The sequence below is a fragment of the Campylobacter sp. IFREMER_LSEM_CL1097 genome (genome assembly GCF_025772225.1).
Classification (GTDB): Bacteria; Campylobacterota; Campylobacteria; order Campylobacterales; family Campylobacteraceae; genus Campylobacter_D; species Campylobacter_D lari_D.
This window is the reverse complement of the sequence record NZ_JAKMRT010000010.1, coordinates 35,343-55,858: the sequence shown is the minus strand read 5'-3', so window position 1 is coordinate 55,858 and position 20,516 is coordinate 35,343. Positions and strand designations below refer to the sequence as shown.

Sequence of the window (20,516 nt, the reverse complement as noted above, 5' to 3'; positions counted from 1 at the left end):
AGGATAAAAAATGGCAAAAGTTATAGGTATAGATTTAGGTACAACAAATTCTTGTGTGAGTGTATATGAAAGAGGCGAGAGTAAAGTTATCCCAAATAAAGAAGGTAAAAACACTACTCCTTCAGTAGTTGCTTTTACAGATAAGGGAGAAGTTTTAGTTGGAGATAGCGCTAAGCGTCAAGCTGTGACTAATCCTGAAAAAACTATTTATTCTATAAAAAGAATTATGGGTTTGATGATCAATGAAGAAGCAGCAAAAGAAGCTAAAAATCGCTTACCTTATCATATCACAGAGAGAAATGGGGCTTGTGCGATTGAAATAGCAGGTAAAATTTATACTCCACAAGAAATTTCAGCAAAAGTTTTAATGAAATTAAAAGAAGATGCAGAAGCTTTCTTGGGCGAGAAAGTAGAAGATGCGGTTATTACTGTTCCAGCGTATTTTAATGATGCACAAAGAAAAGCTACAAAAGAAGCAGGACAAATTGCAGGATTGAATGTATTAAGAATTATTAACGAACCAACTGCAGCAGCTTTGGCTTACGGACTTGATAAAAAAGAAAGTGAAAAAATTGTAGTTTATGATTTAGGCGGTGGTACATTTGATGTTACTGTGCTTGAAACAGGTGATAATGTTGTAGAAGTTTTAGCAACAGGTGGTAATGCATTTTTAGGCGGTGATGATTTTGATAATAAATTAATCGATTTTTTAGCAAATGAGTTTAAAGATGAAACAGGTATTGATCTTAAAAACGATGTAATGGCTTTGCAAAGATTAAAAGAAGCAGCTGAAAATGCTAAAAAAGAATTAAGTTCAGCTAATGAAACTAATATTAATTTACCATTTATCACAGCTGATGCAAGTGGCCCAAAACACTTAACTAAAACTCTAACAAGAGCTAAATTTGAAAGTATGATTGATGGTTTAGTTGCTGAAACTATTAGCAAAATTAATGAAGTAGTAAAAGATGCAGGGCTTGATAAAAGTGAAGTAAAAGAAATTGTTATGGTGGGTGGTTCTACTCGTGTTCCACTAGTACAAGAAGAAGTTAAAAAAGCCTTTGGAAAAGAGCTTAATAAATCAGTAAATCCTGATGAAGTTGTTGCAATAGGTGCGGCAATTCAAGGTGCGGTTATTAAAGGTGATGTTAAAGATGTATTATTGCTTGATGTTACTCCGCTTTCTTTAGGTATTGAAACTTTAGGTGGTGTGATGACTAAAATCATCGAAAAAGGTACAACTATACCAACTAAAAAAGAGCAAGTTTTCTCAACTGCTGAAGATAATCAAAGCGCAGTTACTATCAATGTTTTACAAGGTGAGAGAGAATTTAGCCGTGATAATAAATCTTTAGGAAATTTCAATCTTGAAGGAATTCCACCAGCACCTCGTGGTATGCCACAAATTGAAGTAACTTTTGATATTGATGCAAATGGTATTTTAACAGTTAGTGCAAAAGATAAAGCTACAGGTAAGGCTCAAGAGATTAAAATCACAGGTTCAAGTGGGTTAAGTGAAGAAGAAATCAATAATATGGTAAAAGATGCAGAGCTTCACAAAGAAGAAGATAGAAAACGCAAAGAAGCAGTAGAAGCTAGAAATGCTGCTGATAGTTTGGTACATCAAGTAGAAAAATCTTTAAGTGAGCTTGGAGATAAAGTAGGCGATGATGATAAAGCAAATATTCAAAAAGCTTTAGATGAGTTAAAAGAGACATTGAAAAATGCTAATGCTTCTAAAGAAGAAATCGAGGGCAAAATGAAAGCTTTAAGTGAAGTTTCTCATAAATTAGCAGAAAATATGTATAAAAAAGAAGAACCAAATACTCAAAAGAAAAAAGACGATGATGTAATCGATGCTGAAGTTGAATAAAAACTAAACTAGAAGCCTTGTTGCTTCTAGTTTAATCAATATATTTTTTACAATCTTCCTTAAAATAATTTCTATCAAATCTTGCAAAATTATCATTATTTGGCACTTTATAACATTCGCTGAAATTTTTAGCCTTAAGAATTTTGATATAAAAACTAGGAATGGCTATGTTGTTTTTAATGCGTTTTGGCTTATCATCATAAAGTACTAAATTTAAGACTTCCAATTCTTTATTTTTCTTTGCTAAATATCTTTCTCTTTGTTCGATTTCATTCCAAATTTCTGCATTAATATCTTTTTTTTGCGGAGTGATATTGCTCATTAAAAAAGTGCTAAGTTGGGCTTGTGGGGTTGCATTCATGGATTGATTTGGTACAACATGCCCTCTTGTATAACCACTTCTTATATAATCCTCCCAATAAGTTCTATACTTTTTAGGAATATTGGTATCATCTTTAAATTTTGGGCGTTTTTTGATGTGCCCTTGATTTAAAATTTTAGCCTCTAGTTTATAAGCAATTGCCTTAGTGCCTTTATAATTATAATCATAACAATTAATATAATAATATTTATCCATTAATAAAGAGCAGTCTTTAAAATAAGCTTTAAAGCTAGGATGTAATTCATATTGAGTATAAGCAAAAGAGCTTAAAGCTAAGGCGCAAAGTGTTAAAACTTTTTTCATGCTAAAAGCTTTCTTACCATTTTATTAAGTCTTTTACCATCAACGCTCGCGCCAAAAGCTGCTTTAGCTTCTTTCATCAAAATACCTTGTTCTTTTAAAGAGCTAATTTGTAGTTTTTCTATAAGTTTTTTTAGCTCACTTTCTAATTCCTTATCGCTAAGTTGTTTTGGTAAATAAGCACTTAAAATAGCTACTTCTTGGAGTTCCTTTTGTGCTAAATCTTCTCTAGAACCTTTGCTAAAAGCAAGTGCGGCTTCATTTCGTTTTTTAATCTCACTCGCAATGATTTTATATATTCTTTCATTATTAAGTGTGATTCTCTCATCAACTTCTATTTGTTTAAAGCTAGCATTAAGCGTTCTTAAAGTGTTTCTTTTAAAATCATCTTTATTACGCATAGCTTCTTTGATATCTTCTAAAATTTGATCTTTTAAACTCATTTTTTCTCCTTTAAAATTTGATATTTTTAAAATGTGCTATACACACACCTTCTCTAACACCATCATCAATCACAATAAGCTTTTGCTTATTAAATAAAGCAAAAAGTATCATTGAGCCTGCTATGAGGTATTTTTTTCTATTTTCTCCAAGATAAATTTTAGCTTTTTCTTGTTCTAAATTCCAAATTTTTAATGCAAAATCAAAAAAATCTTTGCGTTTGAGTATTTTGCCATTTACACTTTCTTCTAGATAATCTTTGTATTTTATGTTTTGTTTATAAGCACAAAGTGTGGTGGGTACTCCTGAATTTAGTATGAAAAAATTTCCTTTTAATTTTATATCTTTACTAAGATTAAAAGCTTTTAAGGCAAGTTGCTTTAAATGCGCAGGGTAGGGGCTTAGATGAATTTTTAATTTTTCATCTTTAATACGCACAAGATTTTGTGGATATTTTTTAAAAAATCTTACATAAGCACTTGGTTTTATGGCTTTAAAATGCATTCTTTCATAAAAACTAATGATTCCAAAATCATAACTTTTGCTAAACTTATCATTTGAAATTTCACAAGAAGCACCGCCCAAATCACAATAACTTAAGTCTTTTCTAAAAAGTTTAAGAGCTTTAAGACGCTCTTGTATACCTAAAACGCTTAGTTTTGCTTCGGTTTTTGCGTCGATTAATTTTATATCAAGTTTAAATTCTTTTTGAATTTTTTCAAAAATAAGCTTAGTATTTTTTGCTTTTCTAAAAGCAGCTGTGGCGACTGCTTTAGCTTGACTTAAGTTATAATTTTTTTCTTTTAAGATTTTCAAAGCGCTAAAAATTCTTTCTATAGCTTCATCACTAATGGTGTCATTTTGCATATTTTTAGCTGCTCCTATGATAAATTCTTCGCTTTTTAATTTATTAAAATTCTCATCCATCAAAACAGCTCTCAATGTATTTGAACCCATATCAATACCTAGCACTAGCTCTCCTTAAAAAATTTAAAGTATAATAGCAAAAAACTTATAAGGAAAACTTATGCTTTTAGGGGTTAATATCGATCATATAGCAGTTTTAAGAGAAGCTAGAAAAGTAAATGATCCTGATTTACTTGAAGCTGCTATTTTGAGTGCAAATTTAGCTGATCAAATCACTATCCATGTAAGAGAAGATCGTCGTCATGCTAATGAGTTTGATTTAGAAAATATCTTAAAATATTGCAAGTGTGTAGTGAATTTAGAATGCTCTATTGATATGATAGAATATGCTTTAAAATACAAACCCTCGCGCGTTACTTTAGTACCTGAAAAAAGACAAGAGCTTACAACAGAAGGTGGTTTAAATTTAGACAATGAAAAACTACAAGAAGCCATTAATGCTTTAAAACAAGAGCAAATTGAAGTTTCTTTATTTATTGATCCAAATTTAGAAGATATTAATAAATCATCTTCTTTAAATGCTGATTTTATAGAGCTTCATACAGGCTTGTATGCTAATATTTATAATGCACTATATACTAATATCAATCAAACTTCTTATGCATTGCCTGAATTAATTTTAAGTAAAAATGAACTCAAAAAGCTTTTAGAAAATGAACTCCAAAGATTAAGACAAAGTGCAAGTTTGGCTAAGAGTTTAAATTTAAGAGTAGCAGCTGGTCATGGGCTTAATTATAAAAATGTAAAAAATATTGTAGATATTTTAGAAATAGAAGAGTTAAATATAGGCCAAAGTATAGTAGCAAGATCGGTTTTTGTGGGCTTAGAAAAAGCTATATTGCAAATGAAAGCTTTGATTAAAAGATGAAAAAAATTGCTATTAGCATAGGGGATTTAAATGGCATAGGTATGCAAATTTTATTATCTTGTCATGATGAGCTAGTAAAAATTTGTGATCCTTATTATTTTGTGCATTATGAATTATTTCAAAAAGCAAATAAACTTTTGAAAATAAATCCTAAATCTAAAATCAATTTAGTTGAAATTTCTAATGCTTTAAAACCACAGTTTACCTTTAAAGAAGAAAAAGAAAATTTTTTAATTTATGAGTTTTCATATCAAGCTAATAAAATTATTGATTTTGATTTTGAGTTAAATCCTGCAAATTTAGACGCTAAAAGTGGAGTTTATTCTTTTTTAAGTTTTGAAGGAGCTAGTTATTGCACGCATTTATTTTTAGATGCTTTAGTAACTTTACCGATTAATAAAAAAACATGGCAAATGGGGGGAGTGAGCTATAAAGGTCATACTGAAGCACTAAGAGATTTTTTCAAACAAGATGCTATTATGATGTTAGGGTGTGATGAGCTTTTTGTGGCTTTATATACTGAACATATGCCTTTAAGAGATGTTTATAAAGAGATTAAGGCTTTTAAGCTTGCGAAATTTTTAATTAATTTTTATCAATGCACTTTATTTGAAAAAATTGGAGTTTTGGGTTTTAATCCTCATGCAAGCGATAATGGCGTAATAGGTGGAGAGGAAGAGCAAGAAATAAAAAAGGCCATAAGAATGGCAAATGTATTTTTAAAAGATCATGCATTAAATTTACAAAATTTAGAAAATGAATATTTTTTAAGTCAAAAAGAAAAAGAGTTTTCTTATAAGGAAAATATTTTTTTAAGTGAGCCTTTAGTGGCCGATAGTGCTTTTACTCCTTTTGCATTAAGTAAATGCAAGTATTTAGTCAGTATGTATCATGATTTAGCTTTAGCACCTTTAAAAGCTTTATATTTTGATAAAAGTATTAATGCGAGTTTAAATTTACCCATAATTCGAACTAGTGTTGATCATGGAACAGCTTATGATAGGGCTTATAAAAATGAAAAAATAAACTTACAAAGTTATATGCAAGCAGTAAAATCTGCTTTACAATTTTTACAAATCAAAGAAAAAAATAAGTAAAAGTTACTAAAATATTCTTAAAATAATTTCTTAAGGAGAATGCTTGAGTAAAGACAATACCATTGCATTTTTTATTTTTATTGTAAGCGTTTTGTGTTTTTTTGTTTGGGGTTATAATTATATTCCTAATAATTCCATGATATTATTTATTCTTGCTAGTGTATTTGGAATTTTTATGGCCTTTAATGTTGGCGGTAATGATGTTGCAAATTCATTTGGTACTAGCGTGGGAGCTAAGACAGTTACTATCAAGCAAGCTTTAATTATTGCAGCAGTATTTGAATTAAGTGGAGCTGTGTTTGCAGGTGGGGAAGTAACTAATACTATAAGAAGTGGTATAGTAGTTTTACCAGATAGTGTTGATCCTATGGTGTTTGTATGTGTTATGCTTTCTGCTTTGCTAAGTTCAGGTATTTGGTTATTTATAGCAACAAAAAAAGGACTTCCAGTTTCTACTACTCATAGCATTATAGGTGGTATTGTAGGTTCAAGTATAGCTATGGGGTTTGTATTTTTTGATCAAGACCAAGCTTTTTCTATGGTAAATTGGAATGGTATTTATAAAATAGCTATGAGTTGGGTTATTTCTCCTTTACTTGGTGGACTTGTGGCGTATTTAATTTATGCTTATATTTATAAAAAAATACTTCAACCTTCGGCTTTGATTAATATGCAAATAAAAGAAATTAAAAAAGAAAAAAAGGAGTTTAAAGAAAATTTTTTTATCAATTTAAAAAACAAAAGTCAAGAAGAGCAAATTAAAGAATTAAGTGCCATTGTTTTAGATGATGATGAAAAAAGAAGTGAATATAAGTTAAAAATTAAAGAATTAAAAGAAAAAGAAAAAAATATAGATGTTTTTTCTAAAATGAAATTTCATGTTCCTTTGGTTGCAGGGATAGCTGCTTTAATAATAGCGTCAATGTTTTTATTTAAAGGTTTAAATAAAGTTTCTACTTTAGATATGGTGCAGAATTTATGGATAGTTTCTATTATTTCTATTTTTGCTTATATAGTTACTTTGGCTGTTGTAAGATTGATGAAAAAAACTGAAGTAAATAAAACTATAGAAAAGATTTTTTCGTGGTTTCAAATTTTTACTGCTTCTAGTTTTGCTTTTTCGCATGGAGCTAATGATATAGCTAATGCTCTTGGACCATTTGCTGCGATTTTAGATGTGCTTAAAAATAATACCATTAATCCAAGTTCGCCAGTGCCATTTGCTGTAATGCTTATGTTTGGTATAGCTTTGGTTATTGGACTTTGGTTTTTAGGTAAAGAAGTTATTCAAACTGTTGGTTCAAAACTAGCAGAAATTAAGCCAACAACAGGCTTTAGTGCTGAACTTGGTGCAAGTATTGTTATACTTTTAGCAACTCAACTTGGAATTCCAGTTAGCTCAACCCATATTTTAATCGGCGCTATTTTGGGTATAGGGGTGTTTAATAAAGATGCTAAATGGGGTATGATGAAACCTATTGGTTTAGCTTGGGTTATTACTTTACCAGTTGCTGGAATTCTTTCAAGTATTATTTTTGTAATTTTTGTAAATATAATCTTATGAGTTTAAACTCATAAGATATTTTTTAGCTTCATTTAAATTAGAGCTATTTATAAAATAATCAATTTTTGCAGGTTTTTTATATACTTTATCATAATATTCAAAAAGCATTTTTACACAAAGTTCTAAATTATTTTCTTCATAATTTTTACAAAGTCTTAATTTAAAATCCTTGCTGATATAAGGTGATATTTTTTCAACGCATTGATAAAATACTTTTTTATCCATTGGAGTATAGTTTTTTAAAACTCTTTGAATGCGTAAATTTATATCACACTCGCACCAAATTTTCTTAGCTTTTTGCATACTATTATATAAATTTAGCGGGATAGTTAAATTTCCAATTTGTCTGCTTTCAGCTTCTATAAAACAAGTTTTGTGAGTATAATCTTTTAAAAAATAAAACAACTTATCTTCAAAGGCTTTTTGGCTTGGTTGTTCTCCATAAATTTTACCAAAACTTGATCCTTGGTGATTAGCTAGTTTTTCTAAATTTAAAGCATTATTTAAAGTTTGGATTAAATCACTTTTACCACTTGCTGTATTACCACAAAGACATAAAAACTCAATATTTAAATCTTTCCTAAAAAACTCGCTCACATAACTTCTATAGGCCTTGTATCCACCTTCTAATCTTACAACTCTATAACCAAGTTCAGCCAAGATTAAAGCAATAGCTTTTGATCTTTTACCGCCTCTTGCGCAATAAATTCCCACCAAAGAACCTATTTTATAATTTTGATAAAGTTTATTAATATGTTCACTCATATTTTTACAAATATAACTTGCGCCTTTTGCTTTAGCTAAGCCTTTATTTTTCTTATAAAGTGTGCCTATTTCTTCAAATTCATTATCATTTAGTGCGTAGTAATTTTGCGCAGATTTTATATGAGCAAGTTTGTATTCTTTGGGACTTCTTACATCAATTAAAAGATCAAAATTAAATTTTAAAAAATTTTCAAAATCAACTTCTTTATACATAATCTTTAAAAGCTTTGCATAAGGTGGTATAAACTTTTCCCAAATCACTCCCACAAACTCTAGTTTGTCCTATGGTAGTGATAAAATTTGTATCCCCTTGCCATCTTGGGATTAAATGATAATGACAATGCGGCGCTATGCCAGCTCCTGCTGCACTGCCTAAATTCATACCTATATTAACACCCTTAGCATGAAAGTTTTCTTTTAAAATTTTAACTCCAATACGCACAAAATGGCTAATTTCTAGCCATGTATCATTATTTAAATCTTCTATATTTTCTAAATGATCATAAGGGATAATCATGAAATGACCCGGACTATAAGGGTATTTATTTATAATGCCAAAACATTCTTTAGCTCTAAAAATTACCCTAAGTTTTTCATCTTCATTGAGTTCATACTTACAATGACAGAAAGGGCAAAAATTTTTATCTTTATTATTAAAATAAACATCCCTCCAAGGTGCGTATAAATACTCCATCAACTCTCCTTTATGCAAGCATGCAGATTTTTGATATTTTTACTTATAAGAGCTTTATTTTTTGGTATCAAAGGTAATAGCTTTTCATCTTCTAATAAAAAAATTCTAGCTCCTGCTAAAATAGCATTATTAAGATCGCTTTTGCTTTCAATATAAAAAATGGCCTCTAAGCCAAGATGTATTGCAAAATTATAAAGTTTTTTTAGTTGCATAGTTTTTAGCATTTTAGGAAATACAATAAACGCATCAGCTCCATATACCAAGCTTTCTAAAATTTGATATTCATCAAAAATAAAGTCAAATTGCACAATGGGTTTTTCATGATAGCGTCTAAAAAGACTTAAATTTTGTATGTCTTGATTAAGCAAAGGACTTGTTGGTAAAACGATAGCATCAAAATTTTCATGATTAAAATTTAAATCTTTGGAGTATAAAAAATGCGAAAGTTTTCTTTCAAGCAAAAGTGTGTAAATATCTTTAGGATAAAAAGCATTAGAAGCTAGGCTTCTGCCTAGCATATCATAAGGAAAAATTTCTTTTTTATTTTCTAGAATTTTTTGTGTTTTTGAAAAATGATTTTTTAAATCTATTGTTTTAAACATTTTTCAATGGCCTTTAAGTGATCTTTGCTTTCTTGGGAATTTGCAAATTCTTTATCGTGGAATGTTTTTTGTAAAATTTCATAAGCTTTTTTGCAATTTTTAAGTTTATAATAGCCCCAAGCTAAAGAGTCTAGGTAGTAAAGATTTTGTGGTTCTTGTTCAAGTGCCCAGCCTACTAATTCTATGCCTTTTGCAATATCAATATCATATTCGATTAAGGCATAGCCATAGTAGTTTTGATATAAAGCATCGCTACGCACATCTACACTTTGTTCAAATTTTTTCATAATAGAAGCTAGAATTTTTGGATCCGTGATTTTTTTACTTTTAGAATCCATATAAATTTCAAATTCTAAAACCCCTGCCATAGAAAGGTATTTTTTATCTTTGCTAAGTTCATAATGTTTTAAAGCTATTTCGTAAGCTTTTTTATAATTTTTTGTTTGTGTATATAAGAAAATTTTAGTATCAGGATCTATGTTGTATTGTTGGACTAAATTTAGAGCTTGTTTATAATTTTTTTCTTGCACTAGTAATTCTATCATAGCATATATATATTTAATATCATTGTTGAGTTTATATAGTTTTTCAAGGGTTTGAATGCTTGCCTTATTGTTTTTTTGCTCTTGATAAATTTTTAAAAGTAGGGTGCATGTTTTAAGAGTGCATTGTGAATTTTTTACAAATTCTTCTAAAGCTTTTTTAGCTTGATCGATATTTTTATTTTTAATATTAATTTCAACTATTTTAAGTAATAAATTTTCATGTTCAAAAAGCTTATAAGCAAGATTGTATTGCTCTAAAGCTTTGGTGTATAAAGCTTTTTTAGCAAAAATATCACCTAGTATTTCATAGTTTCTATAATCTTGCTCTTCTTTAATGAGTTTATAAAGTATAGTTTCAGCTTGTTTATAATCTCCTATTTCAAAAAAATGCAAAGCATTTAATCTTGCAATAGCTGTATGATTTAAAAATTCTTTAGAGGCTTTTAAAAGTTCATCTTTTTGTTTTAAGTTAGCACCCAAAGCTAAAAGCAATGCTTTTTGCAAATAGATACTTTCATTATTTTCATGAAATAAATTTGTATAAATATCACATGCTTTTTGAAACTGTCCATGTTCTTCATAAATGAGTGCTTGTAAGATTTTATCTTCGCTTTTAGCCAAAGCAAGGTTTGTTAGGATAAAAACGATAATTAGTGAAAGCAAACCCCTATACATTCTTCTTTCAACTCCTCTTTGTGTGTTTTAAAATACTCCCAAAATGGAAAAGTTTTGCATTGTTTTGGTCTATGCTTGTAAATTAAACATTTTTTATACATTGTATCAAAAAAAATACAACGATAGCCATTTTCATGCTTTACTTCTTTAAAACTATATTTAAATCCAACTTTGATAAGGTATTGTTCTTTAAAGGCTTCAAAGCTTAAATTTAAAAAAGCAGCAATAGCTTCTAGCTCTTCTTTGCTAGCATAGATATATCCACTTTCTCCAGTGCAGCATTTTCCACCGCATATTTTACAAGCATTTTCATCAAAAGAATAATCAAAGTCTTTTTCACATATCATAGCTTATAGTTCCTGTATTTTCATAAATTTCACTAATTTTTGGATTTAAAACATTATTTTCATACATAAAAAGCGTAGGCATTATCACACAAGGGCTTTTACTATTTTTTTTAATATGCATTAAAACAAGCCTTGCATTAGTTTGTGTATTGGTGTGAATGCATTGAAGAGAAACTAGCTTTAATTTAAATTGCTTTAAAGAAGCACAAATTTCATCTAAAAAACTTGCCTCATAGCACATAAAAAAACTACCATTTGGCTTGATTAAAGTATTTATTTTGGCAAACATCTTCTCAAGCGGCATAAATTCTTGATATCTTGATATACATAAATGCAAATCTTGGCTTTTTTGTGTATTTTTTTTATAAAATGGAGGATTAGAGATTAAAAAATCAAATTTTATATCACTTTTATAGTTTAAAAAGTCTTCGCAAATGCTTTGAATTTCAAGTTTATTTTCTTTGGCATTTTTATAACTTAGTTTGATATTTTGCTCTTGAATATCTAGTAGATAAACTTTTGAATTTGGAAATTTTTGCTTTACTAAAAGTCCTAAAATTCCACATCCACATCCTATATCAAGGATATTTCCTTTTAAGTTATTTTTAGATAAAAAGTCAAAAAGTAAAAGGCTATCATTATTATAACGATAGCCTTTTGAATATTGAAAGAGTTTTAGCATTTATAAAGATGATCGCAGATTTTAAATGAATCATTTAAACCCACTACAATAGAAGCTCCGTTTTTACTCGCTATATCGCCTGCTACAAATAATCCTTTTACATTACTTTCTTTGTTTTCATCAAAGCTTGGCACACCTTTTTCATCAACTTCTATAGAGCATTTTTGTAAGAAATCAAGTGGAGTTGAACCACCAATAGCATAAATAATGCGATCATAAATTTCACTTGTATTGTTAGTGAAATTTACTTTAGCTTTGCCATTTTCATCTTCAATACCAGTTATATCTATGCCGAGTTTTGCTTTTACACTGCCTTGCTCAAAAGCTTTTTGAATATCTTCAAGATTAATATCGTTTAATCTTGAGAAAGTTTCTCTTCTATAGCAAAGTGTAACATCGTTATTTTTAGCTAAATCTATAGCGTATTCTGCTGCTGAATTTCCACCGCCTACAACTAAGATTTTTTCACCTTGGCTTGCTGAATTTGCATTAAAATTGATGATTTTTGTTAAAGTTATAGGTAAAGTATAGCTTGGTTTATTTGGCTTACCCATTCTACCTATAGCAATAACTGCATTTTTACAAATATAATTTTCATTTGCAGTGCTAACTATGAAATTTTCTCCATCTTTTTTAACACTTTCAACTTCACTAGAAAGCTTTACTTCAAGATTATGCTCTTTAATGGCATTTTGGAAAGTTTCTATTGTGCTTTCTCTGGTTCCATCTTCAAAATTTATATGCCCGTGATTTGTGCTATCACAACCTTTATAAGCTTTGTCTACTCTTTTACCTTCTTTGTAAAATTTTACTAAGGTTTGACAAATCGCATCAGCTTTTTCTAAAACAATAACTTCTTTATTTTTTATTTTAGCTTCTACTCCCGCTGCAATACCTGCAGGGCCAGCACCAATAACTACCATATCAAAAATTTTCATTATTTCCCTTTTTTAATTTTTAGTTTATGTAAATGTATCAAAAAAACAATAATAAAAAATAAAAAACAGAAATTATTTTTATTTTGTAAATAAATTTTTTATGCTTATAAATTATTAAATTAATAAAATTTTATAATAAAGTAGATTAAAATGTGTAAAAAATATATTATTATAATATTTTTTGCATAAAATCACTTATATAAAAGCAAAAAAACATAAAAATTATATATAGTATGCAAAAGGAGTTTTTGATGGGACAAAATACAGGACAAAGTTTAAAAAATAATTTTTTAACATTATTGTTATTATCCTTTTGCGGATCTATTATTTATGGTTTGCCTTATTTTAGAAAGTATTATTATGATGATTATATGAGTCTTTATCATTTAAATAATTTTGAAATGGGGCTTTTAGGTAGTGCTTATGGATTGCTTGGTTTGTTTTCTTATGCTTTAGGAGGTTATTTAGCAGATCGTTTTGCACCAAAAAAGTTATTGATTTTTTCTTTAATTGCTACAGGACTTGGTGGTTTATTGCATTTATATTTTACTTCTTTAAATGCACTTTTGATTATTTATGGAATTTGGGGGATTACCTCATTATTAACTTTTTGGCCTTCTTTGATGAAAATAGTAAGGAGCTTAGCAAATTCTAAAGAACAAGCAAGGGCTTATGGAATTTTTGAAGGCGGTAGAGGAGTTGTTGGTGCTGCACATTTGGCTATAGCTACGAGTATTTTTGGATATTTTCAAACAAAAGCCTTAGCCGCACAAGGTATAGAAATGGTTATTGTGTTTTATTCTATAGCTCCTATTGCAAGTGCTATTTTATTGTTTTTTCTTTTAAAAGATGATATTAATGAGCAAAGTGAGAAGATTAAAATCAAAGACTTGGTTTTTCTTTTGAAAAATTCTGCTCTTTGGCTTGTGGTTGCTATTACTTTTTGTACATATTTTTTTAACATGAGTTTTTATTATTTTACTCCTTATGCAAGCAATGTTATAGGAACTTCTGCTGTTTTTGCAGCTATTTTAACGGTATTGGCTCAATATATTCGTCCGGTTTCTTCTGTAGTGGGTGGATTTATAGCAGATGGATATGGAAAAGCTAAAATAATGATGATAGGCTTTATTTTAATGGGAATTGGTGTTATTTTTTTAATGCTTAGTTCAAAATTAAATGGATTTTTACAAATGAGTGTTTTAACTTCTGCTTGTGTCATAATTTATATAGCTATGTATTCTAATTTTGGAATTTATTATTCTTTACTTAGTGAGGGAAAAATTCCTATACATTTAGCGGGTATGGCTATAGGTATTGTATCTACTTTTGGGTATTTGCCTGAAGTTTTTGCACCATTACTTGCTGGAGATTTATTAGATAGATACCCAGGTGTAAAAGGTTTTCATATATATTTTACCATCATGATAGTTATGGCTATTTTGGGCGTGATGTTTTGTTTGATTTGGATTAAAAAATACAATAAAAAGGAGATGAAATGAAGGAAATTGTTTTTAACTTTAAAAACAAGGTTAGAGTAATAGAAAATGAATGGATAGTTTTAAAAGATGGCAGTAAGCTTTCATCACGAATTTGGCTTCCTCAAGTAAAAGAAAAAGTTCCTGCTATATTAGAATACATTCCTTATAGAAAAAATGATGGAACAAGGGGCAGAGATGAGCCTATGCACGGATATTTTAGTGGTAATGGCTATGCGGTTGTTAGGGTTGATATTAGAGGAAGTGGGGAATCTGATGGTTTATTAGAAGATGAATATTTAAAACAAGAACAAGATGATGCCTTAGAAGTCATTGAGTGGATTGCAAAGCAAGAATGGTGTGATGGGAATATTGGTATGATGGGTAAATCTTGGGGTGGCTTTAATTCTTTACAAGTTGCAGCAAGAAGACCTAAAAATTTAAAAGCAATTATAGTAGTAGGTTTTACTGATGATAGGTTTAATGAGGATATTCATTATAAAGGCGGATGTTTGCTTAATGATAATTTTTGGTGGGGTAATATCATGCTTGCATATCAATCACGCTTTGTTGATCCAAAAATTGATCCAAATGGTAGAAAAAAATGGCTCAATAGGCTTGAGAATATGCCTTTATGGCCCACATTATGGCTTGAGCATACTTTAAAAGATGATTATTGGAAGCATGGATCTGTTGGGGAAAATTATGATGATATACAAGTCCCTGTTTTTGCATTAGATGGATGGGCTGATTCTTATACTAATCCTGTTTTTACTCTAATGAATGGTTTGAAAGTTCCAAAAAAAGCTATCGTTGGTCCTTGGGCTCATGTTTATCCTCATGATGGCTTACCTTTGCCTGCAATGGGTTTTTTACAAGAAGCACTTAAATGGTGGGATAAATGGCTTAAAAATGAAGAAAACGATGTGCTTGAAGCTCCTATGATACAAGCATATATTGAAAATAGCTCTAAGCCAAATTCAAAAACAGAGAAAGTAGAAGGTCGTTTTGTTGCTTTAAATGATTTTGAAAATGATATTAGCTATAAAAAATACTATTTAAATCCGTATAAATTAACATGTAAAAAATCAAGTGAATTTATAAAAATTAACACTCCATTAAATCATGGGCTTTTATCAGGAGAGTGGATGGGAGCTGGTGTTTTAGGAGAAAGTCCTAGCGATCAAAGGTTGGATGATGGGATGGCAGTTGTTTTTGAAAGTGATTTTTTAGAACAAGATTTAGATGTCTTAGGCTTTCCTATGTTAAATGTAAAAATTGCAAGCGATCAAGAAAAAGCTATGCTTTTTGCTCAACTTAGTGAAGTTAGAGCTGATGGTTTTGTAAAAAGAGTAAGCTATGGAGTGATCAATCTTGCATTAAGTGATAATAAAGAACAATTTATACCTTTAAAAAAAGATGAATTTATCCAAAAACAAATCAAACTTGATGCTTGTGGATATAGATTTGCCAAGGGTTCTAAGATAAGATTATCATTAGCAAATTCTTTTTGGCCTATGTTTTGGCCTATGCCAAAAATTTCAACATTGACTTTAGATTTAAATGAGTGTGAATTTAATTTACCATGTTTTAATGGACAAAATAGCAATAAAATCAATATGCAAGCACAAAGTGCCCCTTTGACCCCAATAACACTTTTAGAAGAAGGTAGGGTAGATAGAAGCATTTCTTATGATATTTTAAACGATACTTGGACTTGTATTACAGATGGTGTTGGCGGGGTTTTTGGAGAAGGTGTTTATAGATTTGATGAGGTTGATGTTTTAGTAAAGCATAATTTAAAAAGAGAATTAAAACTTCAAAATGAAAACCCATTAAGCGCGCAATATACCATTACCCAAACAATGCAAATAGGACGCGAGGGTTGTATGATGGAGGCGGATATAATTTTAACACAAACTAGTGATTTGGAGTATTTTTATATTAAGGGAAAAATAGCAGTCAAAGAAAACGATAAGCTTGTTTTTGATAAAAAATATGATTATAAAACTAAAAGAAGTAGTTTATAAAATTTCCCAAAGTAAAATTTACTTTGGGAATTAATTTTCTTGCAAGATTTTAGCTAAATCTTTAGCGCCTTTTAAATCCACTTTGCCAGAACCTAAAAGCGGAATTTGTTCTACTTTAAAATATTTACTTGGTTTAAAAATAGCAGGCATAGTAGAGTTTTTAATCGCTTCGCAAATTCCTTCAAAATCTTGCTCTTGGCATTCTACTAATAAGCATACCATTTCACCTTTTTTATCATCATCTAGTGCAACTGCGCAAAATTTTACTATATCTGTATTGATAAATTTAGCAATTTCTTCTTCTAAAGCTCCTAAAGATATCATCTCGCCACCAATTTTTGCAAAACGAGAATAACGATCTACTATATATAAAAAGCCATCCTCATCTACATGGCCTTTATCGCCGGTATTATACCAGCGTATGCCATCGATTTCTTTGATAACTTCATCGGTTTTTTCTTTATTGTTTAAATAACCCACCATAACCTGATGGCCACCAATGAGTATTAATCCATCTTCTCCATGATTTAAACTTTCATAAGTAGATGGATCTACTATGCGTATAGCGCTTCCTGGTAAAGGCATACCTACACTACCTTCTTTATTTGCACGGTGTAAAATCCAATAGTCAGGATCAAATTTATTCGGTAAATTCACACTTGCAACCGGAGTGGTTTCAGTGGCTCCATAGCCTTCAAAAATAGGTTTTTTAAATTTCATTTCAAAGGCAGTTCTTACTTCGCTTTTGAGTTTTTCAGCACCTGATACGATAATCCTTAAGCTTTCAAACATAATCGCATCAAGTTTTTTATTTCTTGCATAAATACCCAAAAAAGTTGAAGTAGCACACATAATGCTAACATTATTTTTTACTATAGCTTTTGCTACACCTAGCGCATCTGTTGGATCAGCATGTGTTATGCTTTTAATCCCTTCTAATAAAGGCATAAAAGTAGTTACAGTTAATCCAAAAGCATGAAAAGGTGGCAAAGAAGATAAGACAACATCTTCATTTTTTGCACATAATACATCTGAAATTTGAGCTATATTGCTTAAAATATTGCGATTATTTAACATTACTCCTTTAGGTGTTCCCTCGCTACCACTACTAAATAATATAGCAGCTATGGCAAGGTTTTGTTTATTAGATGCAAATAATGCTTTTATTAAACAAGTAGGTAAGATACTTACTAAAGCAAGCATAGAAAAGATTTTGAGTTTTTGTCTTTTAAAGTTTGCGATAATATCTTCCATAAAAATAATTCTAACATGCTCTTCAAATTCTAGTTTTATGCCTTTATTTTCTAATTTTTCCATAAATTTTCTAGAAGTATAAATTTGTTGAATTTGAGAGCTTTGAATGGCTTGATTTATTGCTTTTACACCTGCTGTGAAATTTAAATTTACCACGATTTTATTTGCAAGTAATACAGCTAGATTACAAAGAGAACTAGCCATGGAAGCAGGGAGCAAAATTCCTATACATTCTTCTTTTGGAGCATAGCTTCCTTGGGTAGGTTGTATATTTAACTCATGTGATCTATTTTTTATAAAAGAGCTAAAAACTAGACTTAAAGCAAGCATTTTTCTATAAGTAATACCACCTATTAAAGGATCAACAATAGCTATTTGACTTAAATTTCTTTTAGCGCTATCTATCCAAGCTCTAGCTATAGTATGCATACTTTCACATTGAGATTTCCAAGCAATAAATGAAAGTTCAAAAACCTTTGCTTTAACCACTTCTTTTTTAGTGTGTATTGGCAAGCTTTTTCCAAAAGCAATAGCGATTTTTCTTTTGCTTATTTTGCGGTTTCTTGCTGAAAATTCTTCATCACTTCTTGAAAAAGCACTTCCCCAAAGTCCTCTAATATAAAAAGGTAAAATCACTCCATCTTGTTCTTCTAATTTTGAGCAAACTAACTCAAACCCACCTTTAAATTCATTAAGCTGTCCATGGCGTGAAAGCACTCCTTCTGGGAAAAGGCAAACTAAATTTCCATTTTTAATATGCATAGCAATAAGCTCTAAGCTTGATTTGCTAGAAGCACTTGAAACAGGAATAACTCCAAATTTATCAAGAAAAATTCTAATATACCACTTAGAATAAATGCTTTTTTCCATAACAAAATAAATTTTTCTTGGTATAGCCATTTGCACAATAGCCCAATCTATAAAAGATATATGATTGCCAAGTAATAACGCTCCACCTTTTTCAGGAATATTCTCAAAACCTTCTACCAATAAACGGTAGCGTTGAAAAAACGCTATACTCATTAATAAACGCACTAAAGAAAAAGGCAATTTACTTAGCACATAAATGCTTCCAAAAAATGCCACAGCGATGATAAAATAAAACAAATTTATCACTTCAATTTTAGCATAAGCAGCAAAAGTAGCTAGTGCTAAAAAGCCTAACATAAAAATATTTTGTATGAAATTATTTCCTGCTAAGACTTTTCCTAGTTCATTTTCTTTTGCATGAAATTGTATTAGAGAGTTTAAAGGTATGATAAAAAATGCTCCGCTTAAACCAAAAATAAAAAATACTACACTATAACTTAGTAAGTTTTCTAAAAATGGCATTAAAATGCTCATTAGAAAAATCCCTAAAGCACCTAGTGGTATAAGACCTAATTCGATGTAATTTTTAGAAAACTTACCACTAATAAGCGATCCTATAATCACTCCTATACCAGAAAAAGCTAAAGAGCATTGTACATAAAAGGTATTTTCTATGAAAAGATCATTTTTTGCATATACAGGAAAACTCACTAAATAAAGTTGTGATATGGCCCAAAAAAGTGAAATTCCTATAATGCAAAGCCAAATAATTTTATGAGAAAATATTGTTTTTAAATTAGAGGTTAAAAGCTTTCCTTGTAAATATTGTTTTTTATCAAAACTTAAATTTTTATCTTCTTCTTTTAAGCTAGGAAGTTTATAAGCTAAAAAAAGTTCTAATAAAGCAAAAGCTATTAATACAAAACCCAAAGGTGCAATTTGTGTTAAAATATCCGAAGGAGTGTTAAAATTTGACTCAAAAAGCATTTCAAAGCTTAGAGAAAATACTGCCATACCGGCTAAAATAGCCACAATACTTACTGCATTGACAGCTCCATTTCCCATAGCTAAAAGCTCTTTTCCTACTAATTCTTTTATAAAGCCATATTTTGCAGGAGAGTATAAGGCAGATTGCACTCCCATGATAAAAGTCATTGTAAATGCAAGCCAAAATGCTCCAAGATAATAACACAAACAAATAATACAAGTTAATATTACTGAAAATAATGCAGATATTTTCATGATTTTATTTTTAGGAAATTTATCCGCTAAAAATCCAGATGGTGAAAGCATAAGAATAAAAGGCAAAAGCATTAAAGCATTGACAATAGCAGTTAGAAAAAGTTGGGTGCTATCTTCATAAAATTTATAAATGGTATTTTGTATGATGATTTTGTGTCCTAAATCCACAAAAGCATTAATAAAAGCTACTGCTAAAAATGGCAATACGCCAAAAATCTTTAAAAAATTTCCTTGCATTTAAAACTCCATTTTATTTTAAAAATATTATTTTATTATATAAAATTTAAATGGAGTTTTGATATTTGATTAATCTTTAAATTCTACCACTTCATTAAATGCAAAACGAGCTTTTTCTGTACCAGAATTTTTTTGGGCATGTCCTAGAGCAATGAGCATAGATACTCTTTGTTTAGCGGTGTCTAAATTTAAATATTGATTGATTTTATCTTTATCAAAACCACCGATAATACACGAACCCAAATTTAAACTATAAGCAGCATTGATAATATTTGCAATAGCAAGATGATTTTGCTCTTTTGCATAAATAAAACTTTGTTCTAAATCCATTGCGTCTAAAAATGGCTTATAGGTTTGCAAGCGTTTATTTAACTCTTCTTGGCTTAAACCACGCTTTTTTAGTTTTTCTTCAAAATAATCTTTAAAATCAGCTCTTGAGATCACAACAATAATAGCAGCACAATTTGCTACATGATTTTGATTGTTAGCTATTTTGGCAATTTCTTTTTTATGTTCATCTTTTTGAAAAACTAAGAATTTCCAAGGTTCAAGTCCTAAAGAACTAGGAGATAATCTAGCACATTCTAAGATATATTCTAAGTTCTCTCTAGAAATTTTTTCTTGAGTATATGCTCTAATAGAAGAGCGATTTTGCATTAAATTTAAATAATCTTGCATATAATTTCCTTATTTTTAGTTTAATTTATCTTATATCTTATAAGCTTTAAAATTGTTAAAATTATATTTTATTGCTACAATTTTATT

General features: G+C 29.5%; 18 protein-coding genes. 6 read left to right on the top strand and 12 right to left on the bottom strand.

All coding sequences use genetic code 11. The annotated features are described in order from the left end of the window. The first annotated feature begins 10 nt into the window (after positions 1–10). Positions 11–1,873: a molecular chaperone DnaK gene (gene dnaK / locus L8W64_RS05675; protein ID WP_263673128.1), complete on the top strand. Its 1,863-nt coding sequence runs from the start codon at positions 11–13 to the stop codon at positions 1,871–1,873. A gap of 31 nt (positions 1,874–1,904) precedes the next feature. On the opposite strand, the gene L8W64_RS05670 is transcribed toward dnaK, so the two are convergent. From L8W64_RS05670 to L8W64_RS05660, 3 genes are read right to left on the bottom strand one after another with little or no spacing between them, the layout of a single operon-like run. Beyond that, positions 1,905–2,558: a DNA/RNA non-specific endonuclease gene (locus L8W64_RS05670; RefSeq protein WP_263673126.1), complete on the bottom strand. Its 654-nt coding sequence runs from the start codon at positions 2,556–2,558 to the stop codon at positions 1,905–1,907. Further along, positions 2,555–2,998 carry a GatB/YqeY domain-containing protein gene (locus L8W64_RS05665; RefSeq protein WP_263673124.1) on the bottom strand — a complete coding sequence of 148 codons (444 nt, stop codon included), beginning with the start codon at positions 2,996–2,998 and terminating at the stop codon, positions 2,555–2,557. The genes L8W64_RS05670 and L8W64_RS05665 overlap by 4 nt, the downstream gene beginning before the upstream one ends. A gap of 10 nt (positions 2,999–3,008) precedes the next feature. Continuing rightward, complete coding sequence (locus L8W64_RS05660; protein WP_263673122.1) at positions 3,009–3,968, bottom strand: Ppx/GppA family phosphatase; 960 nt, start codon at positions 3,966–3,968, stop codon at positions 3,009–3,011. A gap of 55 nt (positions 3,969–4,023) precedes the next feature. Here L8W64_RS05660 and L8W64_RS05655 point away from each other — a divergent pair, with 55 nt between their 5' ends. Genes L8W64_RS05655 through L8W64_RS05645 form a run of 3 tightly spaced genes read left to right on the top strand, consistent with a single transcriptional unit; the run spans position 4,024 to position 7,452 of the window. Further along, complete coding sequence (locus L8W64_RS05655) at positions 4,024–4,791, top strand: pyridoxine 5'-phosphate synthase (protein ID WP_263673120.1); 768 nt, start codon at positions 4,024–4,026, stop codon at positions 4,789–4,791. Further along, positions 4,788–5,888: a 4-hydroxythreonine-4-phosphate dehydrogenase gene (gene pdxA / locus L8W64_RS05650; protein ID WP_133318805.1), complete on the top strand. Its 1,101-nt coding sequence runs from the start codon at positions 4,788–4,790 to the stop codon at positions 5,886–5,888. Before L8W64_RS05655 ends, pdxA begins: the two co-directional genes overlap by 4 nt. A gap of 43 nt (positions 5,889–5,931) precedes the next feature. Then, positions 5,932–7,452 (top strand): inorganic phosphate transporter, encoded by a 1,521-nt coding sequence (locus L8W64_RS05645; RefSeq protein ID WP_133318806.1) that lies wholly within the window; start codon positions 5,932–5,934, stop codon positions 7,450–7,452. On the opposite strand, the gene mnmH is transcribed toward L8W64_RS05645, so the two are convergent. Genes mnmH through L8W64_RS05610 form a run of 7 tightly spaced genes read right to left on the bottom strand, consistent with a single transcriptional unit; the run spans position 7,447 to position 12,700 of the window. After that, entirely contained in the window at positions 7,447–8,430 is a 984-nt protein-coding gene (mnmH, locus tag L8W64_RS05640; protein ID WP_220567121.1) for a tRNA 2-selenouridine(34) synthase MnmH, read from the bottom strand. The two genes, L8W64_RS05645 and mnmH, sit on opposite strands and share 6 nt — an antisense overlap. Next, positions 8,423–8,911, bottom strand: a complete 489-nt coding sequence (locus L8W64_RS05635) for an HIT family protein (protein ID WP_263673115.1) — start codon at positions 8,909–8,911, stop codon at positions 8,423–8,425. The genes mnmH and L8W64_RS05635 overlap by 8 nt, the downstream gene beginning before the upstream one ends. Continuing rightward, entirely contained in the window at positions 8,911–9,513 is a 603-nt protein-coding gene (locus tag L8W64_RS05630) for an indole-3-glycerol-phosphate synthase TrpC (RefSeq protein ID WP_258107523.1), read from the bottom strand. Before L8W64_RS05630 ends, L8W64_RS05635 begins: the two co-directional genes overlap by 1 nt. Beyond that, positions 9,498–10,733 (bottom strand): tetratricopeptide repeat protein, encoded by a 1,236-nt coding sequence (locus tag L8W64_RS05625; protein WP_220567118.1) that lies wholly within the window; start codon positions 10,731–10,733, stop codon positions 9,498–9,500. The genes L8W64_RS05630 and L8W64_RS05625 overlap by 16 nt, the downstream gene beginning before the upstream one ends. Beyond that, positions 10,709–11,080, bottom strand: a complete 372-nt coding sequence (locus L8W64_RS05620; RefSeq protein WP_263665189.1) for a YkgJ family cysteine cluster protein — start codon at positions 11,078–11,080, stop codon at positions 10,709–10,711. The genes L8W64_RS05625 and L8W64_RS05620 overlap by 25 nt, the downstream gene beginning before the upstream one ends. Next, on the bottom strand, positions 11,070–11,762 hold the full coding sequence (locus tag L8W64_RS05615) for a tRNA1(Val) (adenine(37)-N6)-methyltransferase (RefSeq protein WP_263660941.1): 693 nt from the start codon (positions 11,760–11,762) through the stop codon (positions 11,070–11,072). Before L8W64_RS05615 ends, L8W64_RS05620 begins: the two co-directional genes overlap by 11 nt. Further along, positions 11,756–12,700, bottom strand: a complete 945-nt coding sequence (locus tag L8W64_RS05610; RefSeq protein WP_263673113.1) for an NAD(P)-binding domain-containing protein — start codon at positions 12,698–12,700, stop codon at positions 11,756–11,758. The genes L8W64_RS05615 and L8W64_RS05610 overlap by 7 nt, the downstream gene beginning before the upstream one ends. 251 nt (positions 12,701–12,951) lie before the next feature. On the opposite strand from L8W64_RS05610, the gene L8W64_RS05605 reads away from it, so the two are divergent. Next, positions 12,952–14,202: an MFS transporter gene (locus L8W64_RS05605; RefSeq protein WP_220567114.1), complete on the top strand. Its 1,251-nt coding sequence runs from the start codon at positions 12,952–12,954 to the stop codon at positions 14,200–14,202. Continuing rightward, positions 14,199–16,208, top strand: coding sequence for a CocE/NonD family hydrolase (locus L8W64_RS05600; protein WP_263673111.1), 2,010 nt, complete (start codon positions 14,199–14,201; stop codon positions 16,206–16,208). The genes L8W64_RS05605 and L8W64_RS05600 overlap by 4 nt, the downstream gene beginning before the upstream one ends. 30 nt (positions 16,209–16,238) lie before the next feature. Here the strand turns inward: L8W64_RS05600 and L8W64_RS05595 are convergent, their stop codons facing one another. Next, positions 16,239–19,751 (bottom strand): acyl-[ACP]--phospholipid O-acyltransferase, encoded by a 3,513-nt coding sequence (locus tag L8W64_RS05595; protein ID WP_263673109.1) that lies wholly within the window; start codon positions 19,749–19,751, stop codon positions 16,239–16,241. A 69-nt stretch (positions 19,752–19,820) separates the two neighbouring features. Then, the gene (locus L8W64_RS05590; RefSeq protein ID WP_263659110.1) at positions 19,821–20,429 is read right to left on the bottom strand and encodes an NAD(P)H-dependent oxidoreductase; all 609 of its coding nucleotides are present in this window, start codon (positions 20,427–20,429) and stop codon (positions 19,821–19,823) included. Between the last annotated feature and the right edge of the window lie 87 nt (positions 20,430–20,516).